Origin of the sequence: Streptomyces sp. NBC_00984, from assembly GCF_045162475.1 — a bacterium.
In the GTDB taxonomy this organism is placed as follows: domain Bacteria; phylum Actinomycetota; class Actinomycetes; order Streptomycetales; family Streptomycetaceae; genus Streptomyces.
On the sequence record NZ_CP108734.1, the window covers coordinates 6905765 to 6928028 of the forward strand.

The following is a 22264-nucleotide window of genomic DNA, read 5'->3' on the forward strand; positions in this document are numbered from 1 at the left end:
CGGTGCGTGCGTGATCGTGTGGGGTATGTGCCGGAACACAGCGCGGGTGCTCATCAGTGGCCTTTCGGGTGCCGTCGCATCAGGACGTTGCAGTCGGTCACGGTCGTCTGGTCATGCCCCGCGCGGGCCCATTCGCGGACCCTCGCCAGTTCAGTGCACCCCGCGCAACCCTCAACAGGTGTGGGATCCACCATCTGTTCCCCCAGCGGGAGTTGGACCGGCTGGTTGTCGGGATATCGCCTTGGTTCGGTCATGCGCTGATGGTCGCCCACCTGCACGGACGTTTTCCTGAGCACAGCGGGGACAGTTGGGGCGTTGGCCGCTAGGCTCGGAGAAGGCCCAAAAGGGCAGCGCAAGGGGGTTGACAGATTGAATACCGCGCTCAAATCCGCCATGGATGACGCCGGACTCACCCCGCGTCAACTCGCATACCGGGTGGGGGTATCGTCCAAACAGGTGGAGCGATGGCTCGGCAACCAGGAGCTGACACCCCACGCGAGGAACCGAGCGGACGCCTGCCGGGCACTGGGAGTTGACGAAGACATGTTGTGGCCGAAAGCGGTGCAGGAAAGAGTCAAGACCGGAAATGACAGGGAGCTGATCCACAGCTATCCCTATCGGTCCGCGTGCCCGTCCACCACCTGGACAGAGTTGGTTGAATCGGCTGGCGAAGAGCTGTTCCTCGCCGGCTACACAAACTATTTCTTCTGGACGCAGGTCCCGCACTTTGCTGAGACCGTCCGACGCAAGGCCGAATCGGGATGTCGCGTGCGGTTCCTCGTAGGAGACCCGTACGGGGAGGTGACCCGACAGCGCGAAGAGATCGAAGACGTGGCGCTTTCGGTTTCAACGCGCGTACGCATCACGCTGGAGCATCTTGACCGGCTTGGCTCACCGGGCAACATCGAAGCGCGCTTCTCCGCCCCGCTGGACGCCATTAATCACGTGAGCCTGTCGGTGTTCCGCTTCGATGACGAAGCCCTGGTGACCCCTCACTTGGCGCGTCTGGTGGGCCATGATTCGCCGCTGCTGCATCTGCGCCGACACGGCGAAGGTGGCATGTTCGACCGGTTCACAGAACATGCCGAAGAGCTGTGGGGGCGCGCGATTCACCGGTAAACCTAAAGAACGGCTGACGCGATGGGGTACATAGCCCCTAATGGTCGTGCCTGACGGGGAAATTGGGCGTTAAAAGAAGATGACCCCGCCCACGCCGGCTTTTGAACTTCGCTATCTGGGACTGCACTTAACCGTTGAGTGCATGCCGAAGTTGCTTGCTCTCTGATGGCACTGGCCACCGCCGCAAGCAGTGCGTTCGTCGCGTCGTGTACGTTCACCGGGTGACGTCCAATACGCGTAGGTCGGACAGTGCACCCGCCGCACTGCCAACCTCACGCTGTGGTGCGTCCATCGATCTGGTCCGGTCCGGGCACTCGGGGATGCTGCCGGGGGCTTGATGGACATGCGGCCCGCTTCCCCTGCACTCGCCGACGGAGCCTCGCAGCCAGGAATGGAAGTCTTCGCTCTCGGTGAGCCGGAACGCGCGGCCGACGCGTCGGCCGGCTTCCTGGTCCAGTCACCCCACGGGCGAGGGGTGCGGGGCGTCCTTCGGCCGGATCGCGTTACCTACGACGGCCTGAGCGGCCTGCGGAACGGAAACTGAAGCGTCTCCGGCCTCTGTCGTGCCATCGAACGAATGAGCATGGGCGCGTGGTGGAACCGAGTACCCGTGCTCAATCCTTTGGCCACGCCGGAGGGTTGAGTGATCCGCATGGACATCACTTCCACCCCCGCAGAGCACGCGGACCGCGGTATCCGCAGGGCCTCCTGGTTCGCCCTCGCCATGCTGGTGCCGGTGTTCGTCGGCTCAGGCCTCCTCACACTGACCACAACCCGGGCTTCCGGCTGTGTGACCTACGGCGTGAATTGCGCCGACGTGCCAGACGGCTCGATCCCCGGCTGTTTCTTCGCCGCACTCCTACTCGGCATCCTGGCGGTGGCCTGGCCGAGGAAACTGCTGCCCTTCGCCTCCGTGCGCGGCTGGCTGCTGGGCCTGCACGGCGTGGCCCAGCTCATGATGGCGTCACTGATCCTCAGCTTCGCCTGACGCCTGACGCCTGACGCCTGACGCCTGACGCCTGACGCCGGGGAGAGCGGCGTCGACCCGGCGGCCGGGCTCGCGGGCGAATCCGGTTGATGGTGCTTTCGGGGGCGTGATTTTCTGCTCTGACCTGCGGCAGGGGTTCTGTCGTGTCGTGCGACAGGAGGAGGGGCGGCCGGTGCCCAAGATGTCAAGGTTCGACCAGCGGGCGGTTGCTCTGGTCGAGCTGCGGGGGACGCGGACTGAGTGCGATCTGTTCGAGGAGGCGCTGGCAGACCGAGGGTGGCCGGTGCTGGAGAAGCGTGGCAGTACGGCGAGTGTCGTCACTGACCGCAGGTTCTGGTACACGATCGAAGCGCGATTTCCCGGGAGCCGGATCAACGCGGTCAGGGGCGCGCGCGAGCGGATCGAGCTCATTTCCGACGAGCTGCAGCTGGATCTCAATGTCGAAGTGGCCGACCGTGTGGTCCGGGACCCGGTCGACCGGCCGCAGTGGTACGCGTACGCCCGGCCGGTGACGCATCCACATACGGTCCCGTTGCCTCGGAGGGTGCGTTGGACGGAGCGCTGGAACACGTGGTGTGCGGGAACCCTCGGACTTCGTGACACCGGCCGGTTGATCACCGCTACGTCGTCGTCGGCCGCGCAGAACCATGCTTCCCGGCCGTTGCCCGGAATCCCGCCTCAGCCGCGGCGGGTTGCCGCGCGGAGGTCCGGCGGTGCGACTTGGTCAATACCGGCGGGCGGCGGGACACGGCGCCGCTCACGGCAACAACTCAGCTGGCTATTCGTGCTCGTGGTGGTCTGGTGTTGGTCAGGCGCACGGATGGCCGACCTGGGGGGAGGCGGGTTCGTCTCCTGGGGCGGATTCGGGCTGCTCGCGCTCTGCTTGGTTCCCGCCGGGGCCGCTGTGATCCGTAGGGGCTTTCCGCAGGCATCGGAGGCCGAGGCATTCGTCGGAGCCGGCGTCCTCGGGGCAGTCGGGGTTGGCCTCGGAATGAACATGGTACGTGCGCAGCCGGAGGTCGGGAGCACGTCGCGCGGCCTTGCCTACCTCATGGCCGGTTTCATTGTCTTCAATGGGATTCGTCTCCTCGTCCGCCAGTGGAGCTGGCGGGCCGTGGCTCCCTGGCTGATTCCGGCGATCCTGCCGATCGTCCTCGGTTTCGTCCCGTCGATCGGAGTCGGCCTGCATGCCTCCTACCTGGACGCGTTCGATCTCAATGTCGAGGATGTCGATGTGCCGAATGTCTGGCAGTTCATCGCCTCGGTCAAGTTCATGGCCGTGATGAACCTGTGGCTCGTCGCGCTGGCCGGACTCGGATACATGCTGCATCTGCACTGGCTGGTGCGGGAACGATGGGCAGGGTACGCGTTCCTGCTCGGCCTCTCGGCCGCGCTCTTCCTGACGGGTGTGTGGGGCCGCGGGCTGGAACCGGCAGGCGCGGCAGGCCGCGACGCCGTTGCCGTGGCGAAATCCGGGCGCACTCCCGACCCGTACTTCGGCATCGCCCCCGAGTGGGTGTGTGCTCACCCCATCGGGAAGGTGGAGGCGATCCCGGTCGACGGTGGCGAATTCGTTCCCACCCGGCCGTACCTCAAGGTCGGCGACGCGGGCGGCACCGTGGTGCTGTGGGACGCGGGCAAGGAGCAGGCGCTCAAGATGCCGATGAGCAAGCTCCGTATCGTCCCGGCCGACAAGCGCCCGACGTCGTGCGCGTAGCGCAGGGCGCCTGCGCTTCGCACAGCGCTGCCTCGGCCTCACCCCAGAGCTGCCGCGCGTGGTCGGGGAATGAGGAAGTCCGCTCCCGCGTTGTGCACGGGAGCGGAGGGTGGCTCCGCCACCACTTGAGCTGTACGTACGAGGACACGGAGAGAAGAAGAGACATGCGCGTCGAGATCTGGAGCGACATCGCCTGCCCCTGGTGCTACATCGGGAAGGCCCGCTTCGAGAAGGGCCTGGCCGGGTTCGCCCACCGCGACCAGGTCGAGGTCGTGCACCGGTCCTTCGAGCTCGACCCCGGTCACGCCAAGGGGGACACCGCGCAGGTGATCGACATGCTGGCGCAGAAGTACGGGCGCACCCGTGAAGAGGCGCAGGCCATGGAGGCGAATGTCGCGGCCAACGCGCAGGCCGAAGGGCTCGGCTACCTCACCGAGGGCCGTGACCACGGCAACACCTTCGACATCCACCGGCTGCTCCACCTGGCCAAGGCGCGCGGGCGCCAGGACGAGCTGCTGAGCCTCGCCTACCGGGCGAACTTCGCCGAGGAGCGGTCCGTCTACGACGGCGACGTGCTGGTCGAGCTGGCCGTCGAGGCCGGGCTCGACGCCGACGAGGCGCGCGCCGTGCTCGCCGACCCGGAGGCCTACGCGGCCGAGGTGCGGGCCGATGAGCGGGAGGCGTCCGAGCTGGGTGCCAACGCGGTGCCGTTCTTCGTGCTCGACCGGCGCTACGGGATCTCCGGCGGCCAGCCCGCGGAGGTCTTCGCCCAGGCGCTGGAGCAGGCGTGGAAGGACCGTCCGCTCACCGCGATCGGCGGGGACGCCGCGGCGTGCGACGCCGACGGCGCCTGCGAGGTTCCGCAGGCCGGCGGCAACGCCTGAGGCCCGTCCCCGGCGGCATGCACAAGCAGCGCTTGGGTGTTCCCCTTGACTCTTCGTAATTGACTACGGGTTGAGGGGACCCCCAGGCTGGGCGCATGGAGACTACTTCGCTCAGCCGTGCGGTGGACGCCGAGTTCGCGCCGAGGACGACCTATCTCAACACCTCCACCTGCGGGCTCCTGCCCCGGCGGACCGTGGCGGCCGTGACGGCGCTCGCCGAGGCGATCGCCTCGGGCGTCACGGACGGTTCCGGCGACTCCGAAGTGGTGGAAGCGGCCAGGGCCGGCTTCGCCCGCCTCGCCGGGGTGGACGCCGACCGGGTCGCCGTCGGCAGCTCGGTGTCCGTGCATGTCGGACTGATCGCCGCCTCGCTGCCGCCGGGGGCCGAAATCGTGGCACCCGAGGGAGAGTTCAGCTCCGTCGTCAGTCCCTTCGCGGTCCGCGGCGACCTCAGGATGCGCTACGTCCCGCTGGACCGGCTGGCCGACGCGGTGGGGCCGGGCACCGCGCTCGTCGCCTTCTCCTCCGTGCAGTCGGCCAACGGCCGGATCGCCGACCTGAAGGCGGTGCGCGCGGCGGCCGCAGCCCACGGTGCCCGGACACTGCTCGACGCCACCCAGTCGGCCGGCTGGCTGCCGCTGGACGCCGGGGAGTACGACTACACCGTCACCGGCGGCTTCAAGTTCCTGCTCTGCCCGCGGGGCGCGTCGTTCCTCACCGTCACCGAGGAGGCGCAGCGGGCCCTGCCGCCGGTCTTCGTCGGCATGTCCGCCGCCGACGACCCCTGGAACAGCACGTACGGCCCGGTCGAGCGGCTCTCCCGGACCGCCCGCCGCTACGACGAACCGCCCGCCTTCCTCTCGTACCACGGCGCCGAGCGGTCCCTCGCGCTGCTGGGAGAGATCGGGGTGGAGGCCATCCACGCCCATGCCACCGGGCTCGCGGCCCGCCTGCGGGCGGGGCTGGCCGGGCTGGGGCACGAGACCGTGCCGGGGGAGTCGGCGATCGTGGCCGTGCCCGGACTGGGCGGGCGGGAGCCGGAGCTCGCGCGGGCCGGGGTGGTGGTCTCGAACCGGGCGGGGAGTCTGCGCGCGGCCTTCCACCTGTACAACACGGAGGCCGATGTGGACCAGGTCCTGGACGTGCTCTCCGGCTGAGCCCGCCCGCCGGGGATCAGCAGCGCGCGGGGCAGTCCCCGGACCTCCGGCCGGTCGCGACGGCGGCTACGACGAATCGCGGTGCACCGGCTCGGAGGGGAGTATCACCGGGGCCGGGTCCTCCCCACCGATCCGGGCCGGCCGCATCCCGTACCGTCCTGGCGCCGATCCGGTCCCACGGCTGCCGGATCGTCGTCGGGCCGCCGCGCGGTACCGCCCCCGAGCGAGCCCCGACCGCACGCACCTTCGACCGCGCGGTGTTACAAAGGGCAGTGGGGCCATTCGTTTCGGCCGATTCCGGAGCGCACAGATGCGGTCACTCACGGGCAAGCATCCCCGGAGCCTCGCAGGCCAGGTCTTCGCCCTGCAGGTGGCTGTGGTCGTGCTCCTGGTGGCCGCTTCGGTGCTGGCGCTCGTAGTGCAGGCCCGGTACGACAGCAGTACGGAGGCGAGAAACCGCTCCGTCGCCGTCGCGCAGACATTCGCTCACTCACCGGGCCTCCTGACCGCGCTGAAGGCTCCTGATCCTTCCAGGGTGCTCCAGCCGCTCACCGAGGCGGGGCGGAAGGCGGCCGGCGTCGACTTCATCGTGGTGATGGACACGAAAGGGATCCGCTACACGCACCCGCGGCCGGAGCTGATCGGGAAGAGGGCCGTCGCCACCCTCGCGCCGGCGCTGGCCGGCCACGTGTACACCGAGAGCGTCAACGGCCCGCTCGGCCGCGAGGTGCAGGCGATCGTCCCCGTCCACGATCACGCGCGGGTCGTGGCCCTGGTGATTGCCGGCATGAAGGTCAAGCACGTGACCGGCGTGGTGGCACGGCAGATGCCGATCATCCTCGGTGCGGGAGCGGTTGCGCTCGGAGTGGCCACGACCGGGACGGCGCTGGTGGCCAGGCGGCTGCGGCGGCAGACCCACCGTCTGGGCCCTGCCGAGATGACTCGTATGTACGAGCATCACGACGCGGTGCTGCACGCCGTGCGTGAAGGCGTGCTCATTGTCGGCGAAGGCGGTCGGCTGCTGCTGGCAAACGACGAGGCCAGACGGCTGCTGGATCTGCCGCTCGACGCCGAGGGGCGACACATCCCGGACCTGTCCAGCCTTGATCCTGGCATGGTGGAGCTGCTGACCTCGGGGCGCGCGGCCACGGACGAAGTGCACCTCGCGGGGAGCCGACTGCTCGCGGTGAGCCAGCGGCCGACGGGCCGCCGCGGCGGCCCCCGGGGGACAGTCGCGACCTTGCGTGACTCCACAGAGCTGCGGGCGCTGTCCGGCAGGGCGGAGAAGGCCCGCGAGCGGCTGCGCCTGCTGTACGACGCCGGTCTCGGTATCGGTACCACCCTCGATGTGGTGCGCACGGCCGAGGAGCTGACCAAGATCGCGGTCCCCCGGCTCGCCGACTTCGTCACCGTCGATCTGGCCGAACCGGTCCTCCACGGGGCCGAGCCGACCCATACGGACATGGACATGCGCCGCACCGCTGTACGCGGCATCCGGGACGACCATCCCCTGTACGAAGTCGGTCAGCTGATCAACTTTCTCCCCTCCACGCCACAGGCACGGGCCTTCGCCACCGGCCGGCCGGAGCTGGCGCCCGACCTGTCCGACGAACCCGGCTGGCTCTCCCAGGACCCGGAGCGGACGCGGACGATCGTCGATTACGGCATCCATTCGCTCATCACGGTGCCCCTCCAGGCGCGGGGCGTCATCCTGGGCATGGCCAACTTCTGGCGCTCCGAGAAGCCCCAGCCGTTCGAGGAGGACGACCTGTCCCTGGCCGAAGAACTGGTCGCCCGTGCGGCCGTCAGCATCGACAACGCCCGCCGCTACACCCGTGAGCACGCCATGGCCGTGACTCTGCAACGCAGCCTGCTCCCGCGGGCCCTGCCCGAACAGAGCGCGCTCGACGTCGCCCATCGCTACCTGCCCGCACTCTCCGGGGTGAGCGGCGACTGGTTCGACGTGATCCCGCTCCCGGGCAGCCGGGTGGCGCTGGTCGTCGGGGATGTCGTCGGCCACGGCCTGCACGCGGCCGCCACGATGGGACGGCTGCGCACGGCCGTGCACAACTTCTCCACACTCGACCTGCCGCCCGACGAGATCCTCAGCCATCTGGACGACCTGATCGGGCGCATCGACCAGGAGGAGGCGGAGTCCGACGCCGACGCGGGGATCATCGGAGCCACTTGTCTGTACGCGATTTACGATCCCGTCTCCCCTCACTGCGCCATGGCACGGGCCGGGCATCCCCTGCCCGCACTGGTCCGGCCCGACGGCAGTGTGTCGTTCCCCGACCTGCCGGCCGGCCCGCCCCTGGGCCTGGGCGGTATGCCGTTCGAGACGGCGGAACTGGAGGTGGCGGAGGGCACGCAGTTCATCCTCTACACCGATGGGCTCATCGAGGACCGCACCCGGGACATCGACGTGGGGCTCGGGCTGCTGCGTGAGACCTTGGCGGGCCACCCCGACCGGTCGCCGGAGGAGAGCTGTCAGGCGGTGCTCGACGCGCTCCTGCCCAGTCGGCCGAAGGACGATGTGGCGCTGCTCATCGCCCGGACACGGGCGATCCCGTCCGACCGTGTCGCCGACTGGGACGTACCGTTCGATCCCGCCGCCGTGGCGGGGATGCGTGCTGTCGTGGCCGAGAAGCTCGACGACTGGGGTCTGTCCGAGCTCGCGTTCGCCACGGAACTGGTGCTCAGCGAGTTGATCACCAACGCCATCCGCTACGGCTCCGCGCCCGTCACCGTACGACTGCTGCACGACCGCACCCTGACCTGCGAGGTGGCCGACAGCAGCAGCACCTCGCCCCATCTGCGCTATGCCGCCGCGATGGACGAAGGAGGCCGCGGTCTCTTCCTCGTCGCCCGACTGGCCGAACGCTGGGGCACCCGTTACACCTCCCAGGGAAAGGTCATCTGGGCGGAGATGGCGCTGCCCCGGACCGACGGGAGCGCGGACGGCACGGCGTGGCTGGACATCCTCGACGCGGAACTCTGACCGCTGGACCGGTAAGCCTTCGAGAAGAGCGCTTCCTCGACCATCCCGAGTCACTCCCTGTCCGTCCCCGGGTGCGGTCTCGTTCAGGAGTTCTGCTGGACCGTGGGCCGGGCGTCCGGAAAGAGGTTCCGTACGTCCTCCTGCAGGCTCATGATGTCGGTCATGGCCCAGAGGCCCCTGCCCGGAAGTGGATCGCCACCGTGCGGCGGGTGGGGCTGCTGCGCCTCGACGGGCAGCACCTGGTGGGCGGGGTCGGGCCGGTGGGCCAGCCCCACGACGCCGAAGCGGGCACGCGCGTGCCCGGCGGCCGCGGCGCGGCCCGACAGCTGCGCCCAGGTGGGCGGCTGAGTGAACGTACCGGCATAGAACTCGATCACCGGGAACTCGTTGGCACCGTGCATCGCACGGACGTACGCCGCGTGGAAACGCCCGGAGAGCTCGAAGGAGATCACGTCACCGGCCCGCAGGAACGACAGCGTCCGGGGGCGCGCGGCCGGCGCGTCAGCGGGACCGGCGCCGACTCCAGCAGCTTCTTGATCTCCGGGGACTGCCGCTCGAAGGCGTCGGAGAGCACCACCTGACGGTTGAGCTCGTCCACCGCCGCCAGGGCGCCGGCCGTGGTGCCGGGGTCCTGGAAGCCGTATTTGTGCAGCAGCGTGGCGAGCGCGACCCGGGTGACGTTCTTCGTCGCCGCGCCGATGTCCTCGGCGTCGAGCAGGCAGCGCCACCTCAGCAGGACCGGGGGGATCACGCCCCGCTCGACCTCGGCCCGCGACCGGCCCGGGTAGAGCATCTGATGCTTCACCCAGCGGGCGAGCTCCTCGTCCATCGCCCGGACGAGTCCCCGGGCGGCCAGCTTGTCCAGGATCTGTTGATGCTTCACGGCATCGATTCTGGCAGTTGCCACGGCCGGCCGGCCGCCCGGACCCCGCCTCGCGCTACGCCCGGCCGGACTCGTCCAGCGGCGCGCTGTGCCACTTCCACGAGGTGACGCGGGGGCGGCCGGGCAGCTCGGCGCGGCCGGTGGCCCAGCACAGCACGGCCCACCGGTCGGCGTCCTCGGGGGCGTCCGGGAACAACCGGGCCAGCACCCGGTCGCAGAGGCCGGCGGGCGGCGTCCAGGCGACACCCAGGCTCGCGGCGAGATCGTGCGTGTGCACCAGGGTCTCCACGATCCCCATCGCGGCGAAGCCCTCCGGGTCGGACACCCCGTAGGAGTGGTACGAGCGGAGTTCGGGCGAGGCTGTCCGTACCATCGCGGCGAGCAGTGCGCCGCTCGCCTCCAGCGTCCGGAGCAGCCCGGCGGGTCCGGCGGACCGGTCCGCGAAGACCGCGTTCCACGGACCTCCCTCGCGCTCGGGACTCCAGCGGTACGGGACGTACGCGTCCAGCGCCGGCCGCTGCGGGCCCAGCTGGGTCGCGTAGGAGAAGAGGTCGTCGCTCAGGTGCTCCGCGGTCTCCCAGCAGCTCCACTCCAACGACCCTGCCGGGACGTCCCAGTTCTCCACCGGGGACTCCTGGAGCGCGGCGACCGCGAGCCGTACCGCGGTGGTGACGTCGTCCGCCGTGACCGGCAGCCGGGTCCCGGTCAGGGCCGCCCGTTCCGCCGCACCGCACTCGACGCAGAACTCGTTGCCCTCGGGGTCCGCGAGCGTTGCCCAGCCCCGCCCGTCCGGCCTGCGGTGGTCGGCGACGAGGGTGGCACCCAGGCCGAGCAGCCGCTCGACCTCCTCGTCCCTGGTCCGGTCCTGCGGCTGGATGTCCAGGTGGACACGGTTCTTGGCGCTCTTCGGCTCCGGCACCGAGATGAAGAGCAGCGCGGCACCGGGGGACTCGACGAGCGCCTCGGGATCACCGGGGGCGTCCCCGTCCGAGATCCGCGCGCCGAGCACTCCGGCCCAGAAACCGGCCAGCCCGTAGGCGTCGGCGCAGTCGATCGTGATGTGACGTACGAGTGAGGTCATGGGCCCCACTGTCTCCGGGCGGGGCCGTCGTGGTCCACCGGCTTTCGGCGGAGGCGGGCGGTGCGACACCGCCGCACCGCCCGCCCGGTCCCGATTCGGCCCGGCAGTTCCTCACCTCACCGGCGTGAAGTCCCGCGCCCCGATGAACTCCGGCCGCCGCGCCGGTGCCGAGAACGGCTCCCCGGCGGCGTTCTTCACGCTGTTGAAGACGATGAAGACATTGCTGCGGGGGTACGGAGTGATGTTGTCGCCCGAGCCGTGCATGCAGTTGCAGTCGAACCAGGTCGCCGAACCCGCCTTGCCCGTGAAGAGCTTGATGCCGTGCCGGTCGGCCATCTTCGTCAGCGCCTCGTCGGACGGGGTGCCGGCGTCCTGCATCTTCAAGGACTGCTTGTAGTTGTCCTCCGGTGTCTCACCCGCACAGCCGAGGAACGACTTGTGCGAGCCAGGCATGATCATCAGCCCGCCGTTGGTGTCGTGGTTCTCGGTCAGCGCGATCGATACGGACACCGCCCGCATGTTCGGCAGACCGTCCTCGGCGTGCCAGGTCTCGAAGTCCGAGTGCCAGTAGAACCCCGAAGCGCCGAAGCCCGGCTTGACGTTGATCCGGGACTGGTGGACGTACACGTCCGAGCCGAGGATCTGACGGGCCCGGCCCACCACCCGCTCGTCGCTCACCAGCCGGGCGAAGACCTCGCTGATCCGGTGGACCTCGAAGACCGACCGCACCTTCTGCGACTTCGGCTCGATGATCGAGCGCTCGTCGGCCCGGACCGCCGGGTCGGCGATCAGACGTTCCAGTTCGGTGTGGAGGACGGCCACCTCGTCGGGCGTGATCATCCGGTCCACGGAGAGGAAGCCGTCGCGTTCGAAGGCCTGGAGATCCTTCACGCCCACCGGCCCCGGGGCGCCGGGCGCGGACCAGATCACCGGGTCCTGACGGGGGGTTGTCATCTCGGCGGTGCCGCGTGTCGGGTAAAGGTCGGCGCGCACATCGGTGGTCATGGCTCAGCCCTCCTCGGTGAGCAGCGGGTAGACACCGTTCTCGTCGTGCTCCTCCCGCCCGGTGACCGGTGGGTTGAAGACACAGACGCAGCGGAAGTCGGTCTTCGGCCGCATGGTGTGGTGTTCATGGCCGTTCAGCAGATACATCGTGCCGGGGGTGATCCAGTGCTTCTCGCCGGTCTCGTCGTCGGTGAGCTCGGCCTCGCCCTCGACGCACAGGACGGCCTCGATGTGGTTCGCGTACCACATCGACGTCTCGGTGCCCGCGTACATCGTTGTCTCGTGGAGGGAGAAGCCCACCTTCTCCTGCGCGAGCACGATGCGCTTGCTCTCCCAGGTGCCGGAAGCGGCCTTCACATGCCGGTCGGTGTTCTCTATGTCACGGAACGATCGGACGATCACGGTGGGTCGGTGCCTTTCTCTCTGCAGCGGTGTTTCTCGTCGGACCCGCGTCGGGGCGGGCCCGGGATCAGGCGGTGTCGCGGACCGCGCGGGCCAGCGTGCGCAGCCCCTCGTCCAGCTCCTCGGGGGTGACGGTCAGCGGCGGCAGCAGCTTCACGACCTCGCTCTTCGGGCCGGAGGTCTCGACCAGGAGGCCCAGCTCGAAGGCACGGGCGCAGATCGCGGCGGCGCGCGACGCGTCGGTGAACTCCATGCCCCACACCAGGCCGCGGCCCCGGAACCGCGCACCGAGCCGGGTGTGTTCGTCGCAGATCGCGAGCAGCGTCTGCTCGACCTGCTCGCCCCGGGCCAGGGTCTGCTTCTCCATCTGGCCGTCCGCCCAGTAGGCGTCCAGCGCGGCGGTGGCCGTGACGAACGCCGGGTTGTTGCCGCGGAAGGTGCCGTTGTGCTCGCCCGGTGCCCAGATGTCCAGCTCCGGGTTGAACAGGCAGAGCGACATCGGCAGGCCGTAGCCGCTGATGGACTTCGACAGGGTGACGATGTCGGGGGTGATGCCGGCCTCCTCGAAGGAGAAGAACGCCCCGGTACGTCCGCAGCCCATCTGGATGTCGTCGACGATCAGGAGCATGTCGCGGCGGTGGCACAGGTCGGACAGCGCCCGCAGCCACTCGGGGCGCGCCACATTGATGCCGCCCTCGCCCTGCACGGTCTCGACGATCACCGCGGCGGGCTTGTTGAGGCCGGAGCCCTGGTCCTCCAGGAGCCGCTCGAACCAGAGGAAGTCGGGTACCCGGCCGTCGAGGTAGTTGTCGAACGGCATCGGGGTGCCGTGCACCAGGGGGATGCCGGCCCCGGCCCGCTTGAAGGCGTTGCCGGTGACGGCGAGCGAACCCAGCGACATGCCGTGGAAGGCGTTGGTGAACGAGACGATCGACTCGCGCCCCTTCACCTTGCGGGCCAGCTTCAGCGCGGCCTCGACCGCGTTGGTCCCGGTCGGTCCGGGGAACATCACCTTGTACGGGAGGTCGCGCGGACGCAGCACGTTGTTCTGGAAGGACTCCAGGAAGGCGCGTTTCGCGGTGGTGGCCATGTCGAGGCCGTGGGTGATGCCGTCGCGCTCGATGTAGTCGATCAGCGCGCGCTTCATGACCGGGTTGTTGTGGCCGTAGTTGAGCGATCCCGCGCCGGCGAAGAAGTCCAGGTAGGTGTGGCCGTCCTCGTCGGTCAGCCGGGCGCCCTGCGCACGGTCGAACACCGCGGGCCAGCCGCGGCAGTAGCTCCGTACCTCCGACTCCAGGGTCTCGAAGACACTCAGGGCGGGCGGGGTGATGGTCACAGGGGATCTCCTGCTTGCGGGGGGTGTGTGACGGGCGGCGGTGCGGGCGGGCTCGGGCGTGGAACGGGGCGGTGCGAAGGCGCTCACGCGTGGAACGGGCCGATGCGGTACAGGACTTCGGGCAGGTGCGTGTCCTCGGGGAACAGCCCGCCGTCGAAGAGCACCTTGCGTTCCAGGGACACGCCGTGGCGCTGTGCGTAGGAGGTGAACAGCCGGTCCGACGCGGTGTTGTCCGGGGTGACGGTCGTCTCGACCGAGGCCAGGCCCTGTTCGGCGGCGACCCGCGAGGTCAGCGCGTCCAGCAGCTTGCCCGCCAGGCCGGTCCCGCGGTGGCCTTGGTCGACGGCCACCTGCCAGACGACGAGCGTCCCGGGACGGTCCGGCCGGAGGTATCCCGTCACGAAGGCGATGGGCTCGCCGGCCTCGTCGCGGGCGACCACGGAGGTCGCCGCGAAGTCACGGCACCACAGCAGGTAGCTGTACGAGGAGTTGAGGTCCAGGACCTCGGAGTCGCGGGCTATGCGCCAGATCGCGGCCCCGTCCTCCACTCGTGGGGTGTCGATGGTGATGAATTCGTTTCGGGCACGTGCAAAATCTGCTGGTGCGGCGGTCATGCGAATTGAATTTACCCAGCAAATTCTGAAATTGCATCGACGTGAAGGGTTGGGTGGAGCGGTCCTCTGTGTTATCAGGCGGGCGCGTGCCCTGGCGCGAGCCCGATGTGTTTTATCCCGTTTCGTATCTCATTTATCCGTCATAACGGTCGCAGTGTGGAGTCGGTCACATGGACGTAACTCGGGGGCGACGCAACGGAATTGTGTGGAAGGGGCTCCTGGAAACCGGGGTGTTTAGGGTCCGGGAAAGCGGGCAGAAGAATGCGGGGAGCTGCTCTGAATAAGGCAGCTCCCCGCATTTATGCAATATTGGCGTGCCGGTGCGTATTTATTCGCTCGGCCAGGTTTCCGAGACGGCCTTGCGGGCAGCTTCGAAGTCGACCTGCCGGCCCGCATCGGCCAGCGCCGCCCCCAGTGCCGCGAGCGAGGACAGCACCGCGCCCCGCGTCGCGTCCACGCCGTAGTGATTGACCCGGATCATCTCCTTGGACAGTGCGCCCCCGCCCGCGATCAGCGGCAAGGACGGGTCGGCCGCGAGCGCCCGTGCGACCAGTTCGGCGGCGTCGACCCCCTCGGGGGCGCGCAGCGTCGTCGCGACCGGCGCCGCCTCCCCGGCCGCGTGCACGTACGGCGAGAGGCCGCCGCCGAGCGCCACCGCGCCCGCACGCGTCGCCGCGGCGGCCGCGGCGTGACGGGCCATCAGCGCGTCCAGGCCCTCGGCCTCGATCCGCTCCACACAGGCCTCCAGCGCCAGCATCTCCAGCTGGGCGGGGGCGTGCAGCAGGGCCTTGCGGCCACCGTCGATCCAGCGCTCCTTCCAGTCCAGGAGCGAGAGGTACGAGCGGCGCGGAGCCTCGGGGTTGGCGGCGATCCGCTCCCAGGCGCGCCCGCTCACCGACACCGCCGACACCCCGGCCGGGCCGCCCATCGCCTTCTGTGCGCCGATCACGCAGAGGTCGACGCCCCACACGTCCGGCAGCAGCGGCTCGGCACCCACCGAGGCGACGGCGTCCAGCATGAACAGTGCCCCGTGCGAACGGACCACCTCGCCGATCTCGGCGACCGGATTGGTGTTGCCGGTCGCCGCCTCCGCGTGGACCAGGGAGACGAAGTCGATCTCCGGGTGCTCGGCCAGCGCCCGCGCGACCTGGTCGGCGGTGACCGCCGTGTGGAAGGGGACCGCCAGGTCGACCACATGGGCACCGCAGTCCCGCAGCCAGTTCCCGAAGGTCTGCCCGTACGGCCCGGTGACGACGTTCAGCGCGGTCGAGCCGGGCCGGGTGGCGCCCCGGATGCAGCCTTCGAGGGGGAGCAGCGCCTCACCCTGCATGATGACGACGTCCTGCTCGGTGGCGAGGAGGCCGGCCACCCGCCGCTCGATGGCCGCGAAGTGCGCGGCGGTGAGCGGGGCGAGGTCGAGGAAGGGGTGCGTCACGGTGGTGCTCTCTTCGGGTCGGGGCGGGTCGGTGCGCGGTGGCGCGTACGGGCGGTGCTTCCGTCGAAGCGTACCCAGGGCCCCGCGCGCCGCCTCGTACAGTGCTGCCCATGAGTGATCACAAGGCATCGCAGGTGCTGCACGTGAAGGGGCGGGTGCTCGTCGGTCCCGAGGACGTACGGGACGAGCTCTGGGTGGTCGACGGACGGATCTCGTACGGGAGACCGGCCGGCGCGGACGGGGCGGTGACCCTCACCGGCTGGGCGCTGCCGGGTCTGGTGGACGCCCACTGCCACGTCGGGCTCGACCACCACGGCGCCGTCGACGCGGCGACCAGCGAGAAGCAGGCCCTCGCCGACCGGGAGGCGGGCGCGCTGCTGCTGCGGGACGCGGGTTCACCGGCCGACACCCGGTGGATCGACGACCGCGAGGACCTGCCGAAGATCATCAGGGCCGGCCGGCACATCGCCAGGCCCCGCAGGTACACCCGGAACTACGCCCATGAGATCGAGCCGGAGGAGCTGGTCGCGTACGTCGCGCAGGAGGCGCGCCGCGGCGACGGCTGGGTGAAGCTGGTCGGCGACTGGATCGACCGGGAGGTGGGCGATCTGACCGCCCTCTGGCCGCGCGACGCGGTCCAGGCGGCCATCGCCGAGGCGCACCGGCTCGGCGCCCGGGTCACCGCGCACTGCTTCGCCGAGGACTCGCTGCGCGATCTCGTCGAGGCCGGGATCGACTGCATCGAGCACGCCACCGGGCTCACCGAGGACACCATTCCGCTGTTCGCCGAGCGCGGGGTCGCGATCGTCCCCACCCTGGTCAACATCGCCACGTTCCCCTCGCTCGCGGCGGGCGGCGACGCCAAGTTCCCCCGCTGGTCGGCCCATATGCGGCGGCTGCACGAGCGGCGCTACGACACGGTGCGCGCCGCGTACGACGCCGGGGTCCCGGTCTTCGTCGGCACCGACGCGGGCGGTGTGCTCGCCCACGGACTGGTGGCGGACGAGGTCGCCGAGCTGGTGAAGGCGGGCATCCCGGCCCTGGACGCGCTCTCCGCGACGACCTGGGGCGCCCGGCAGTGGCTGGGGCGGCCGGTGCTGGAGGAGGGCGCCCCGGCGGACCTGGTGGTGTACGACGAGGACCCGCGGGCGGACGTACGGGTGCTCGCGGCGCCGCGGCGGGTGGTGCTGAACGGGCGGGTGATCGGCTGAGTCCGGCGGCCCTCCGGCCGGGGTGCGCCGTGTTGACGGGAAGTTACCGAACCCCTGCCCCGTCGTTGAAACACCTTCGCGCGCACCCCGGCGCAGTCGGCTCCGGCGCCGACCGCGCTCAGTGGATCGGGTGACCCGGAGGAACGAACGTCCCGAGATAATCGAATACAGGCACGGAAACCCCCCTTTGGGGTGAACTCACGTCAGGTGTCCGCAAGTTCACCCTCCGTGCGTAAAGCTTTCGGGGTCGAGGCCACCGGAGCTCTCGATGTCCCCCATTGGACGGCACCGGTGGCTCCATGTCTCTTGTGGGGGTTCCACCACTTTGAACAGCAACACCTTCCGCCTGGCCGCCCTGGCGGTCGCCGCCGCTCCCGTCGCCCTGCTGGTCGCCGTGCCGGCGCAGGCCGCCACCGCGACCACCACGACCACCGGCGACGGGAAGGCGAGCGCGGTCGTACTCCGTGCCGCGCTCGACGTCTCGCTCCTGAACAAGACGGTCGACGTGCCGCTCAGGGCCACGCTCAACGAGGTGAAGGCGCCCGCCGACGCCAAGGAGACCGCGCTCAGCGTGCGGCTCGACGGGGTGGACGGCGGCCGGCCGGTCAGCGTGCTCGCCGCCGATGTGGCCACCGCGAACGCGACCGTCGACAAGCACCGGGCCGAGGGCTACAGCAATGTGGCGAAGGCCCGGGTCCACGTCCCCGGACTGCCGCTGCTCTCACTGATCGAGGTGGAGAAGGTCACGTCCAAGGCGGTCTGCGAGGTGGGCCGGAAGCCGGTCGCCGAGTCGAACGTGCTGGGGCACGTGTCGGTCCTCGGTAAGCGGATCGATCTCAGCGCGGGCGGCACCACGCAGGTCGGCGTTCCCGGCGTCGGCGAGGTGACCCTCGACCTCTCGAAGACGCACACCACCTCGCGCACCGCCGCGGCGACCGCGCTGCGGCTGAAGGTCTCCGTCAACCCGCTCAAACTGAACGTGGCCGATGTGCAGGGCGAGATCACGCTCGTCGAGGCGACCTGCGAGACGCCGAAGTCGACCGGACCGGGCGGCGGGGACAACGGCGGGTCGAGCAACGGCGGGTCGAGCGATGGCGGCTCCAGCGACGGCGGTTCCGGCAACGGCGGTTCCAGCAGCGGTGGTTCCAGTGACGGCGGCGCCTCCGGCAACGGCGGTTCCAGCGGCAGCGGCGGCAACAGCGACGGCGGTGTGAAGCCGCAGACCGGCACCGGCCACGAACCGGCCGTCGACTCCAACCTCGCCGAGACCGGCGGCAGTTCCGCCACTCCGTACATCGCGGGCGGCGCGGTCGCACTGCTGGCGGCGGGCGCCGGGGCGGTGGTCGTGGCCAGGCGGCGCGCCCAGGGCTGACCCCTTCCGGGGCCCGGGGGAGCGGCGTTCCTGTGACGGGGTGCCGCTCCCCGCGGGCGCCCCGTCAGCGCCTGGCCGCCCCCAGCGTCTGGAGTGCCTGGTCGAATGCCTGCAGGAAGCGGTTGGTCGTGGCCCGGTCGCGCACGGCCAGCCGCAGCCACTCGGGGCCGAGTCCGGGAAACGTATCTCCTCGGCGCGCCGCGAACCCCAGCATCCGCAACCGCTCCCGCACCTCGGCGGCCCGTTCCAGCCGCACCAGGACGAACGGCCCCTCGGCCGGCTCCGCCACCCGCACCTCGGTGAACTCCATGAGCCCCGCCACCAGATGGGCCCGGTCCACCGCGATCCGCTCCGCGGCGGCAGCCGCCTCGGCCAGGGCCCGCGGCTCCATGCACGCCTCGGCCGCCGTCAGAGCCGGGGACGACACCGGCCACAGCGGCTGGGTCTCCTCCAGCGCGCGGACGGTGCCCTGGTCGGCCAGCACGTAACCGATCCGCAGCCCCGCGAGCCCCCAGGTCTTGGTGAGGCTCCGCAGCACGACGAGCCCCGGCACGTCCGTACGCCCGCACAGTGTTTCGCGCTCGCCCGGCACCGCGTCCATGAACGCCTCGTCGACCACCAGCGTCCGGCCGGGACGCGCCAGTTGCTCCAGCACCGCCGCCGGATGCAGCACGGACGTGGGATTGGTCGGATTGCCGACCACCACCAGATCCGCGTCCTCGGGCACCGCCGAGGGGTCCAGCCGGAACCCGTTCTCCGCCCGCAGCAGCACCCGCCCCACCTTGTGCCCGGCCGCGCGCAGCGCCGCCTCCGGCTCGGTGAACTGCGGATGGACCACGACCGGACGGCAGACCGGCAGCGCCCGTGCGATCAGCACGAACGCCTCCGCCGCACCCGCCGTCAGCAGCACCCGCTCCACCGGCAGCCCGTGCCGCTCCGCGACCGCCGCCCGCGCCGGACGGCCGTCCGGGTAGGCGGCGAGCGAGCCCAGTGACGCGGATATCCGCTCCCTCAGCCAGGCCGGGGGAGTACCGGCCCGTACGTTGACGGCGAGATCGGTCAGATCCCGGTCCCGTCCCCGTACTTCCGCGTCACCGTGGTGCCGCAGATCGTGCGTGCCCGCGCCGGTCGCGTCGGGACTTTCCGTGGGAGTGTGCATGGCCGCCGTGGGGTGGTGGTGATGGCCGTCGTGGTCGGGGTGGGAGGCCGGCTGCTGCGGCAGTCCCACGTCGTCCTCGAAGTCCGGCAGAACGACTATGCGCCCGGCACCCGGTTCCACGCAACGGTCGGGACCGGACGGCACGTCCGGCGCCGGGAGCGCGACGGCCGCCGCCCGCCCGCGCGGCTCGCGGCGCGCCACCGCACAGGTCGCCATCGGAGCCCGCCCCCGCGGGGCCGACTTCCGCTTCGGTACGAGAAGCTCACCCCCCGCCGCGAGCGCCGCGGCCTCCGCGACCGACGGCGTTCCGACAGCGGCGAGCGGTGCGCCGGACGGACCGGGCACCTCGATACGGGCCAGCTCCCCGGCCGGGTACGTACGCAGCGGTACGCCGAGCGCGGCGGCGGCGGCGACGATTCCCGGTTCGTCCGCCTTGGCGTCCACGGTCACCAGCTCCGCGATGCCCAGCGGCGAGAGCCCGGCCTCGCGCAGGGTGTCCCGGACCAGCCCGAGGATCTCGTCGACCGGCGCGCCCCTGGACGCGCCGACCCCGACGGCGAGCGACGCGGGGCGCAACACGGCGGCTGCGGCGGCGGCTTCGGACATGGAGCGGGGTCCTTTCGGAATGCGGGGAGAGGGAGGAGCGACGCCGGGCGGGCGGCAGGGCGCGCTGAGATGCGCGCACCGGGGTCAATCGGCTAGCAAGAGCGCATGGCGGTGTTCGTCGCGCTCGGCGCGTTCCTGATGACCCTGGCAGGCGGCTGGGTCGCCCAGCGCGTCACCGACCGCCGCCACCTCGTGCTCGGCTTCGCCGGTGGGCTGATGCTCGGAGTGGTCGGCCTGGACCTGCTGCCGGAGGCGATCGACGCCGCGGGCGGACCCGTCTTCGGGGTCCCGGCCGCCCTGCTGCTGTTCGTGGGCGGCTTCCTCCTCGCCCACCTCGTGGAGCGGCTGCTCGCCGTACGCCAGGCGGCACACGGCGCGGGCGAGGAGCGGGTGCCGCAGGTCGGGCTCACGGCAGCGGCGGCGATGGTCGGCCACAGCCTGATGGACGGCGTGGCACTCGGCGCGGCGTTCCAGGTGGGCGCCGGCATGGGAGCCGCCGTGGCCCTCGCCGTCATCACGCACGACTTCGCCGACGGCTTCAACACCTACACGATCACCAGCCTGTACGGGAACGCCCGCCGCAAGGCCCTGCTCATGCTGTTCGCGGACGCCCTGGCGCCGCTCGTGGGCGCCGCGACGACCCTGCTGTTCACCCTTCCGGCGGAACTCCTCGGGGGTTATCTCGGCTTCTTCAGCGGCGCACTGCTCTACCTCGCCGCCGCCGAGATCCTTCCCGAGGCACACCACGAACACCCGGCCCGCTCCACGCTGCTGTGCACCGTGGCCGGGGTGGGCTTCATCTGGCTCGTGGTGGGCATCGCGGACTGAGCACCGCGCCGGTGCCGGGCCGACCGGCCCGAAGCCGAAACCGACACCGACGCCGGTCGCCCTGCTCGCAGCGCGGCCGCGGTTCATCCCCCGCACCGCTCGACGAACCGGCGGGCCATGCCGGGCTCCGAGGCCCAGTGCGTATGCAGATAGCTGGCGTGCACGCCGCCCTGCACGAACCCCTCGACCCGCCGCTCCGGCTGGTGCATGCCCCACGCCGGAGCGGCCCCCGCGCCCGGCTCCAGCACGGTCCGGTGGAACTCGTGCCCGCGCACCCGTGTGCCGGGCGCCGCCAGCACACTGTCGGAGACCGCCACGGCCTGCCGGTAGCCGAGCGTCAGTCGCTTCGACATCCGCGCCTCGGCATCGAGGACCCCGCACATCGGCAGCCCGTCGAGCGAACGCGCCAGATACAGCAGCCCCGCGCACTCGGCGGAGACCGGAGCGCCCGACTCCGCCAGCTCGACGACGGCCTTGCGCAGCGCCGTGTTGGCCGACAGCTCGGAGGCGTACACCTCCGGGAAACCCCCGCCGATGACCAGCCCACGTGCGCCCCGGGGCAACGCCTCGTCCCGCAAGGGATCGAACGGCACGACTTCGGCCCCGGCGGCGGTGAGCAGCTCGGTGTGCTCGGCGTAGGAGAAGGTGAACGCGGCGCCGGAGGCCACGGCCACGACCGGGCCCCGGCCACCGACGGGGGCGGACAGCGGAACAGGCCCGCCGCAGGCGCCGATCGCCGCCGTCGCGTCCCACACCTCACCCGGCAACGCGGGCGCCGACCCGGCCAACGCCATCAGCGCGTCCAGATCGCACCCCGCCACCACCTGCTCCCGCATCGCCTCGACCGCGCCCACCGCGTCGCCGCGCCGCTCGGCCACCGGCACCAGCCCCAGATGCCGCGACGGCACAGCCACCTGCTCGGCCCGCCGCAACACCCCCAGCACCGGCAGACCGGACTCGTCCAGGGCGTCCCGCAACAGCGCCTCGTGCCGCTGGGAGGCGACCTTGTTCAGGATCACCCCGCCGATCCGCACCTGCGGATCCCACGAGGCGAAGCCGTGCACCAGCGCGGCCACGGAACGCGACTGCGACGACGCGTCGACGACCAGCACCACGGGCGCCCGCAGCACCTTCGCGACCTGGGCGGTCGACGCCAGTTCGCCCTGCCCCGCAGCCCCGTCGTACAGCCCCATCACGCCCTCGACCACCGCCAGGTCGCACCCCCGCGCCCCGTGCGCGAACAGCGGGGCGACCAGATCGGGGCCGCACATGTACGCGTCGAGGTTCCGCCCCGGCCGGCCCGTGGCCAGCGTGTGATAGCCGGGGTCGATGTAGTCGGGCCCGACCTTGTGCGGGGACACGGCGAGGCCCCGCCCCGCGAAGGCCGCCATCAGCCCCGTGGCGACGGTGGTCTTGCCGCTGCCCGACGAGGGCGCGGCGATCACCAGACGAGGAACGTTCACCGC

Annotated in this window: 19 protein-coding genes; 9 read left to right on the forward strand and 10 right to left on the reverse strand. The window is 70.9% G+C overall.

The genetic code is table 11. From position 1 onward, the window contains the following. Positions 1 to 543 precede the first annotated feature (543 nt). From OG520_RS30875 to OG520_RS30900, 6 genes are all read left to right on the forward strand, one after another. Entirely contained in the window at positions 544 to 1119 is a 576-nt protein-coding gene (locus OG520_RS30875) for an XRE family transcriptional regulator (protein ID WP_399326757.1), read from the forward strand. A 652-nt stretch (positions 1120 to 1771) separates the two neighbouring features. Then, positions 1772 to 2107, forward strand: a complete 336-nt coding sequence (locus tag OG520_RS30880; protein WP_399325576.1) for a hypothetical protein — start codon at positions 1772 to 1774, stop codon at positions 2105 to 2107. A gap of 148 nt (positions 2108 to 2255) precedes the next feature. Beyond that, on the forward strand, positions 2256 to 3824 hold the full coding sequence (locus OG520_RS30885) for a hypothetical protein (protein WP_406015331.1): 1569 nt from the start codon (positions 2256 to 2258) through the stop codon (positions 3822 to 3824). A gap of 164 nt (positions 3825 to 3988) precedes the next feature. Then, entirely contained in the window at positions 3989 to 4708 is a 720-nt protein-coding gene (locus OG520_RS30890; RefSeq protein ID WP_406015332.1) for a DsbA family oxidoreductase, read from the forward strand. 95 nt (positions 4709 to 4803) lie between these two features. Further along, positions 4804 to 5865, forward strand: a complete 1062-nt coding sequence (locus tag OG520_RS30895) for an aminotransferase class V-fold PLP-dependent enzyme (RefSeq protein ID WP_399325571.1) — start codon at positions 4804 to 4806, stop codon at positions 5863 to 5865. A gap of 310 nt (positions 5866 to 6175) precedes the next feature. Then, complete coding sequence (locus OG520_RS30900) at positions 6176 to 8866, forward strand: SpoIIE family protein phosphatase (RefSeq protein ID WP_406015333.1); 2691 nt, start codon at positions 6176 to 6178, stop codon at positions 8864 to 8866. A gap of 83 nt (positions 8867 to 8949) precedes the next feature. Here OG520_RS30900 and OG520_RS30905 read toward each other — a convergent pair whose 3' ends face one another. The 8 genes from OG520_RS30905 to OG520_RS30940 all read right to left on the reverse strand — a co-directional run bounded on the left by OG520_RS30905 (position 8950) and on the right by OG520_RS30940 (position 15622). Beyond that, positions 8950 to 9318 carry a hypothetical protein gene (locus OG520_RS30905; RefSeq protein WP_406015334.1) on the reverse strand — a complete coding sequence of 123 codons (369 nt, stop codon included), beginning with the start codon at positions 9316 to 9318 and terminating at the stop codon, positions 8950 to 8952. Further along, a complete protein-coding gene (locus OG520_RS30910) occupies positions 9315 to 9749 on the reverse strand; it encodes a hypothetical protein (RefSeq protein ID WP_406015335.1) in 435 nt (144 codons plus the stop codon). The genes OG520_RS30905 and OG520_RS30910 overlap by 4 nt, the downstream gene beginning before the upstream one ends. Positions 9750 to 9804: 55 nt before the next feature. After that, the gene (locus OG520_RS30915; protein ID WP_406015336.1) at positions 9805 to 10830 is read right to left on the reverse strand and encodes a VOC family protein; all 1026 of its coding nucleotides are present in this window, start codon (positions 10828 to 10830) and stop codon (positions 9805 to 9807) included. A gap of 111 nt (positions 10831 to 10941) precedes the next feature. Continuing rightward, on the reverse strand, positions 10942 to 11835 hold the full coding sequence (gene thpD, locus OG520_RS30920; protein ID WP_406015337.1) for an ectoine hydroxylase: 894 nt from the start codon (positions 11833 to 11835) through the stop codon (positions 10942 to 10944). Positions 11836 to 11838: 3 nt separating this feature from the next. Next, complete coding sequence (locus tag OG520_RS30925; protein WP_389977370.1) at positions 11839 to 12237, reverse strand: ectoine synthase; 399 nt, start codon at positions 12235 to 12237, stop codon at positions 11839 to 11841. A 67-nt stretch (positions 12238 to 12304) separates the two neighbouring features. After that, on the reverse strand, positions 12305 to 13573 hold the full coding sequence (gene ectB / locus OG520_RS30930) for a diaminobutyrate--2-oxoglutarate transaminase (RefSeq protein ID WP_399325561.1): 1269 nt from the start codon (positions 13571 to 13573) through the stop codon (positions 12305 to 12307). A gap of 83 nt (positions 13574 to 13656) precedes the next feature. Then, the gene (gene ectA, locus OG520_RS30935; protein ID WP_406016608.1) at positions 13657 to 14121 is read right to left on the reverse strand and encodes a diaminobutyrate acetyltransferase; all 465 of its coding nucleotides are present in this window, start codon (positions 14119 to 14121) and stop codon (positions 13657 to 13659) included. A 394-nt stretch (positions 14122 to 14515) separates the two neighbouring features. Continuing rightward, positions 14516 to 15622, reverse strand: a complete 1107-nt coding sequence (locus tag OG520_RS30940; RefSeq protein WP_406015338.1) for a pyridoxal-phosphate-dependent aminotransferase family protein — start codon at positions 15620 to 15622, stop codon at positions 14516 to 14518. Positions 15623 to 15756: 134 nt separating this feature from the next. Here OG520_RS30940 and OG520_RS30945 point away from each other — a divergent pair, with 134 nt between their 5' ends. Then, positions 15757 to 16833 carry an amidohydrolase family protein gene (locus OG520_RS30945; protein ID WP_399326755.1) on the forward strand — a complete coding sequence of 359 codons (1077 nt, stop codon included), beginning with the start codon at positions 15757 to 15759 and terminating at the stop codon, positions 16831 to 16833. Positions 16834 to 17158: 325 nt separating this feature from the next. Further along, entirely contained in the window at positions 17159 to 18205 is a 1047-nt protein-coding gene (locus OG520_RS30950; protein WP_406015339.1) for an SCO1860 family LAETG-anchored protein, read from the forward strand. 64 nt (positions 18206 to 18269) lie between these two features. Here OG520_RS30950 and cobC read toward each other — a convergent pair whose 3' ends face one another. Further along, positions 18270 to 19970 carry an Rv2231c family pyridoxal phosphate-dependent protein CobC gene (gene cobC, locus OG520_RS30955; RefSeq protein ID WP_406015340.1) on the reverse strand — a complete coding sequence of 567 codons (1701 nt, stop codon included), beginning with the start codon at positions 19968 to 19970 and terminating at the stop codon, positions 18270 to 18272. Positions 19971 to 20075: 105 nt separating this feature from the next. Between cobC and OG520_RS30960 the strand changes: the two genes are divergently transcribed. Further along, entirely contained in the window at positions 20076 to 20798 is a 723-nt protein-coding gene (locus OG520_RS30960; RefSeq protein WP_406015341.1) for a ZIP family metal transporter, read from the forward strand. Positions 20799 to 20881: 83 nt separating this feature from the next. Here OG520_RS30960 and OG520_RS30965 read toward each other — a convergent pair whose 3' ends face one another. After that, positions 20882 to 22261, reverse strand: a complete 1380-nt coding sequence (locus OG520_RS30965) for a cobyrinate a,c-diamide synthase (RefSeq protein ID WP_406015342.1) — start codon at positions 22259 to 22261, stop codon at positions 20882 to 20884. Between the last annotated feature and the right edge of the window lie 3 nt (positions 22262 to 22264).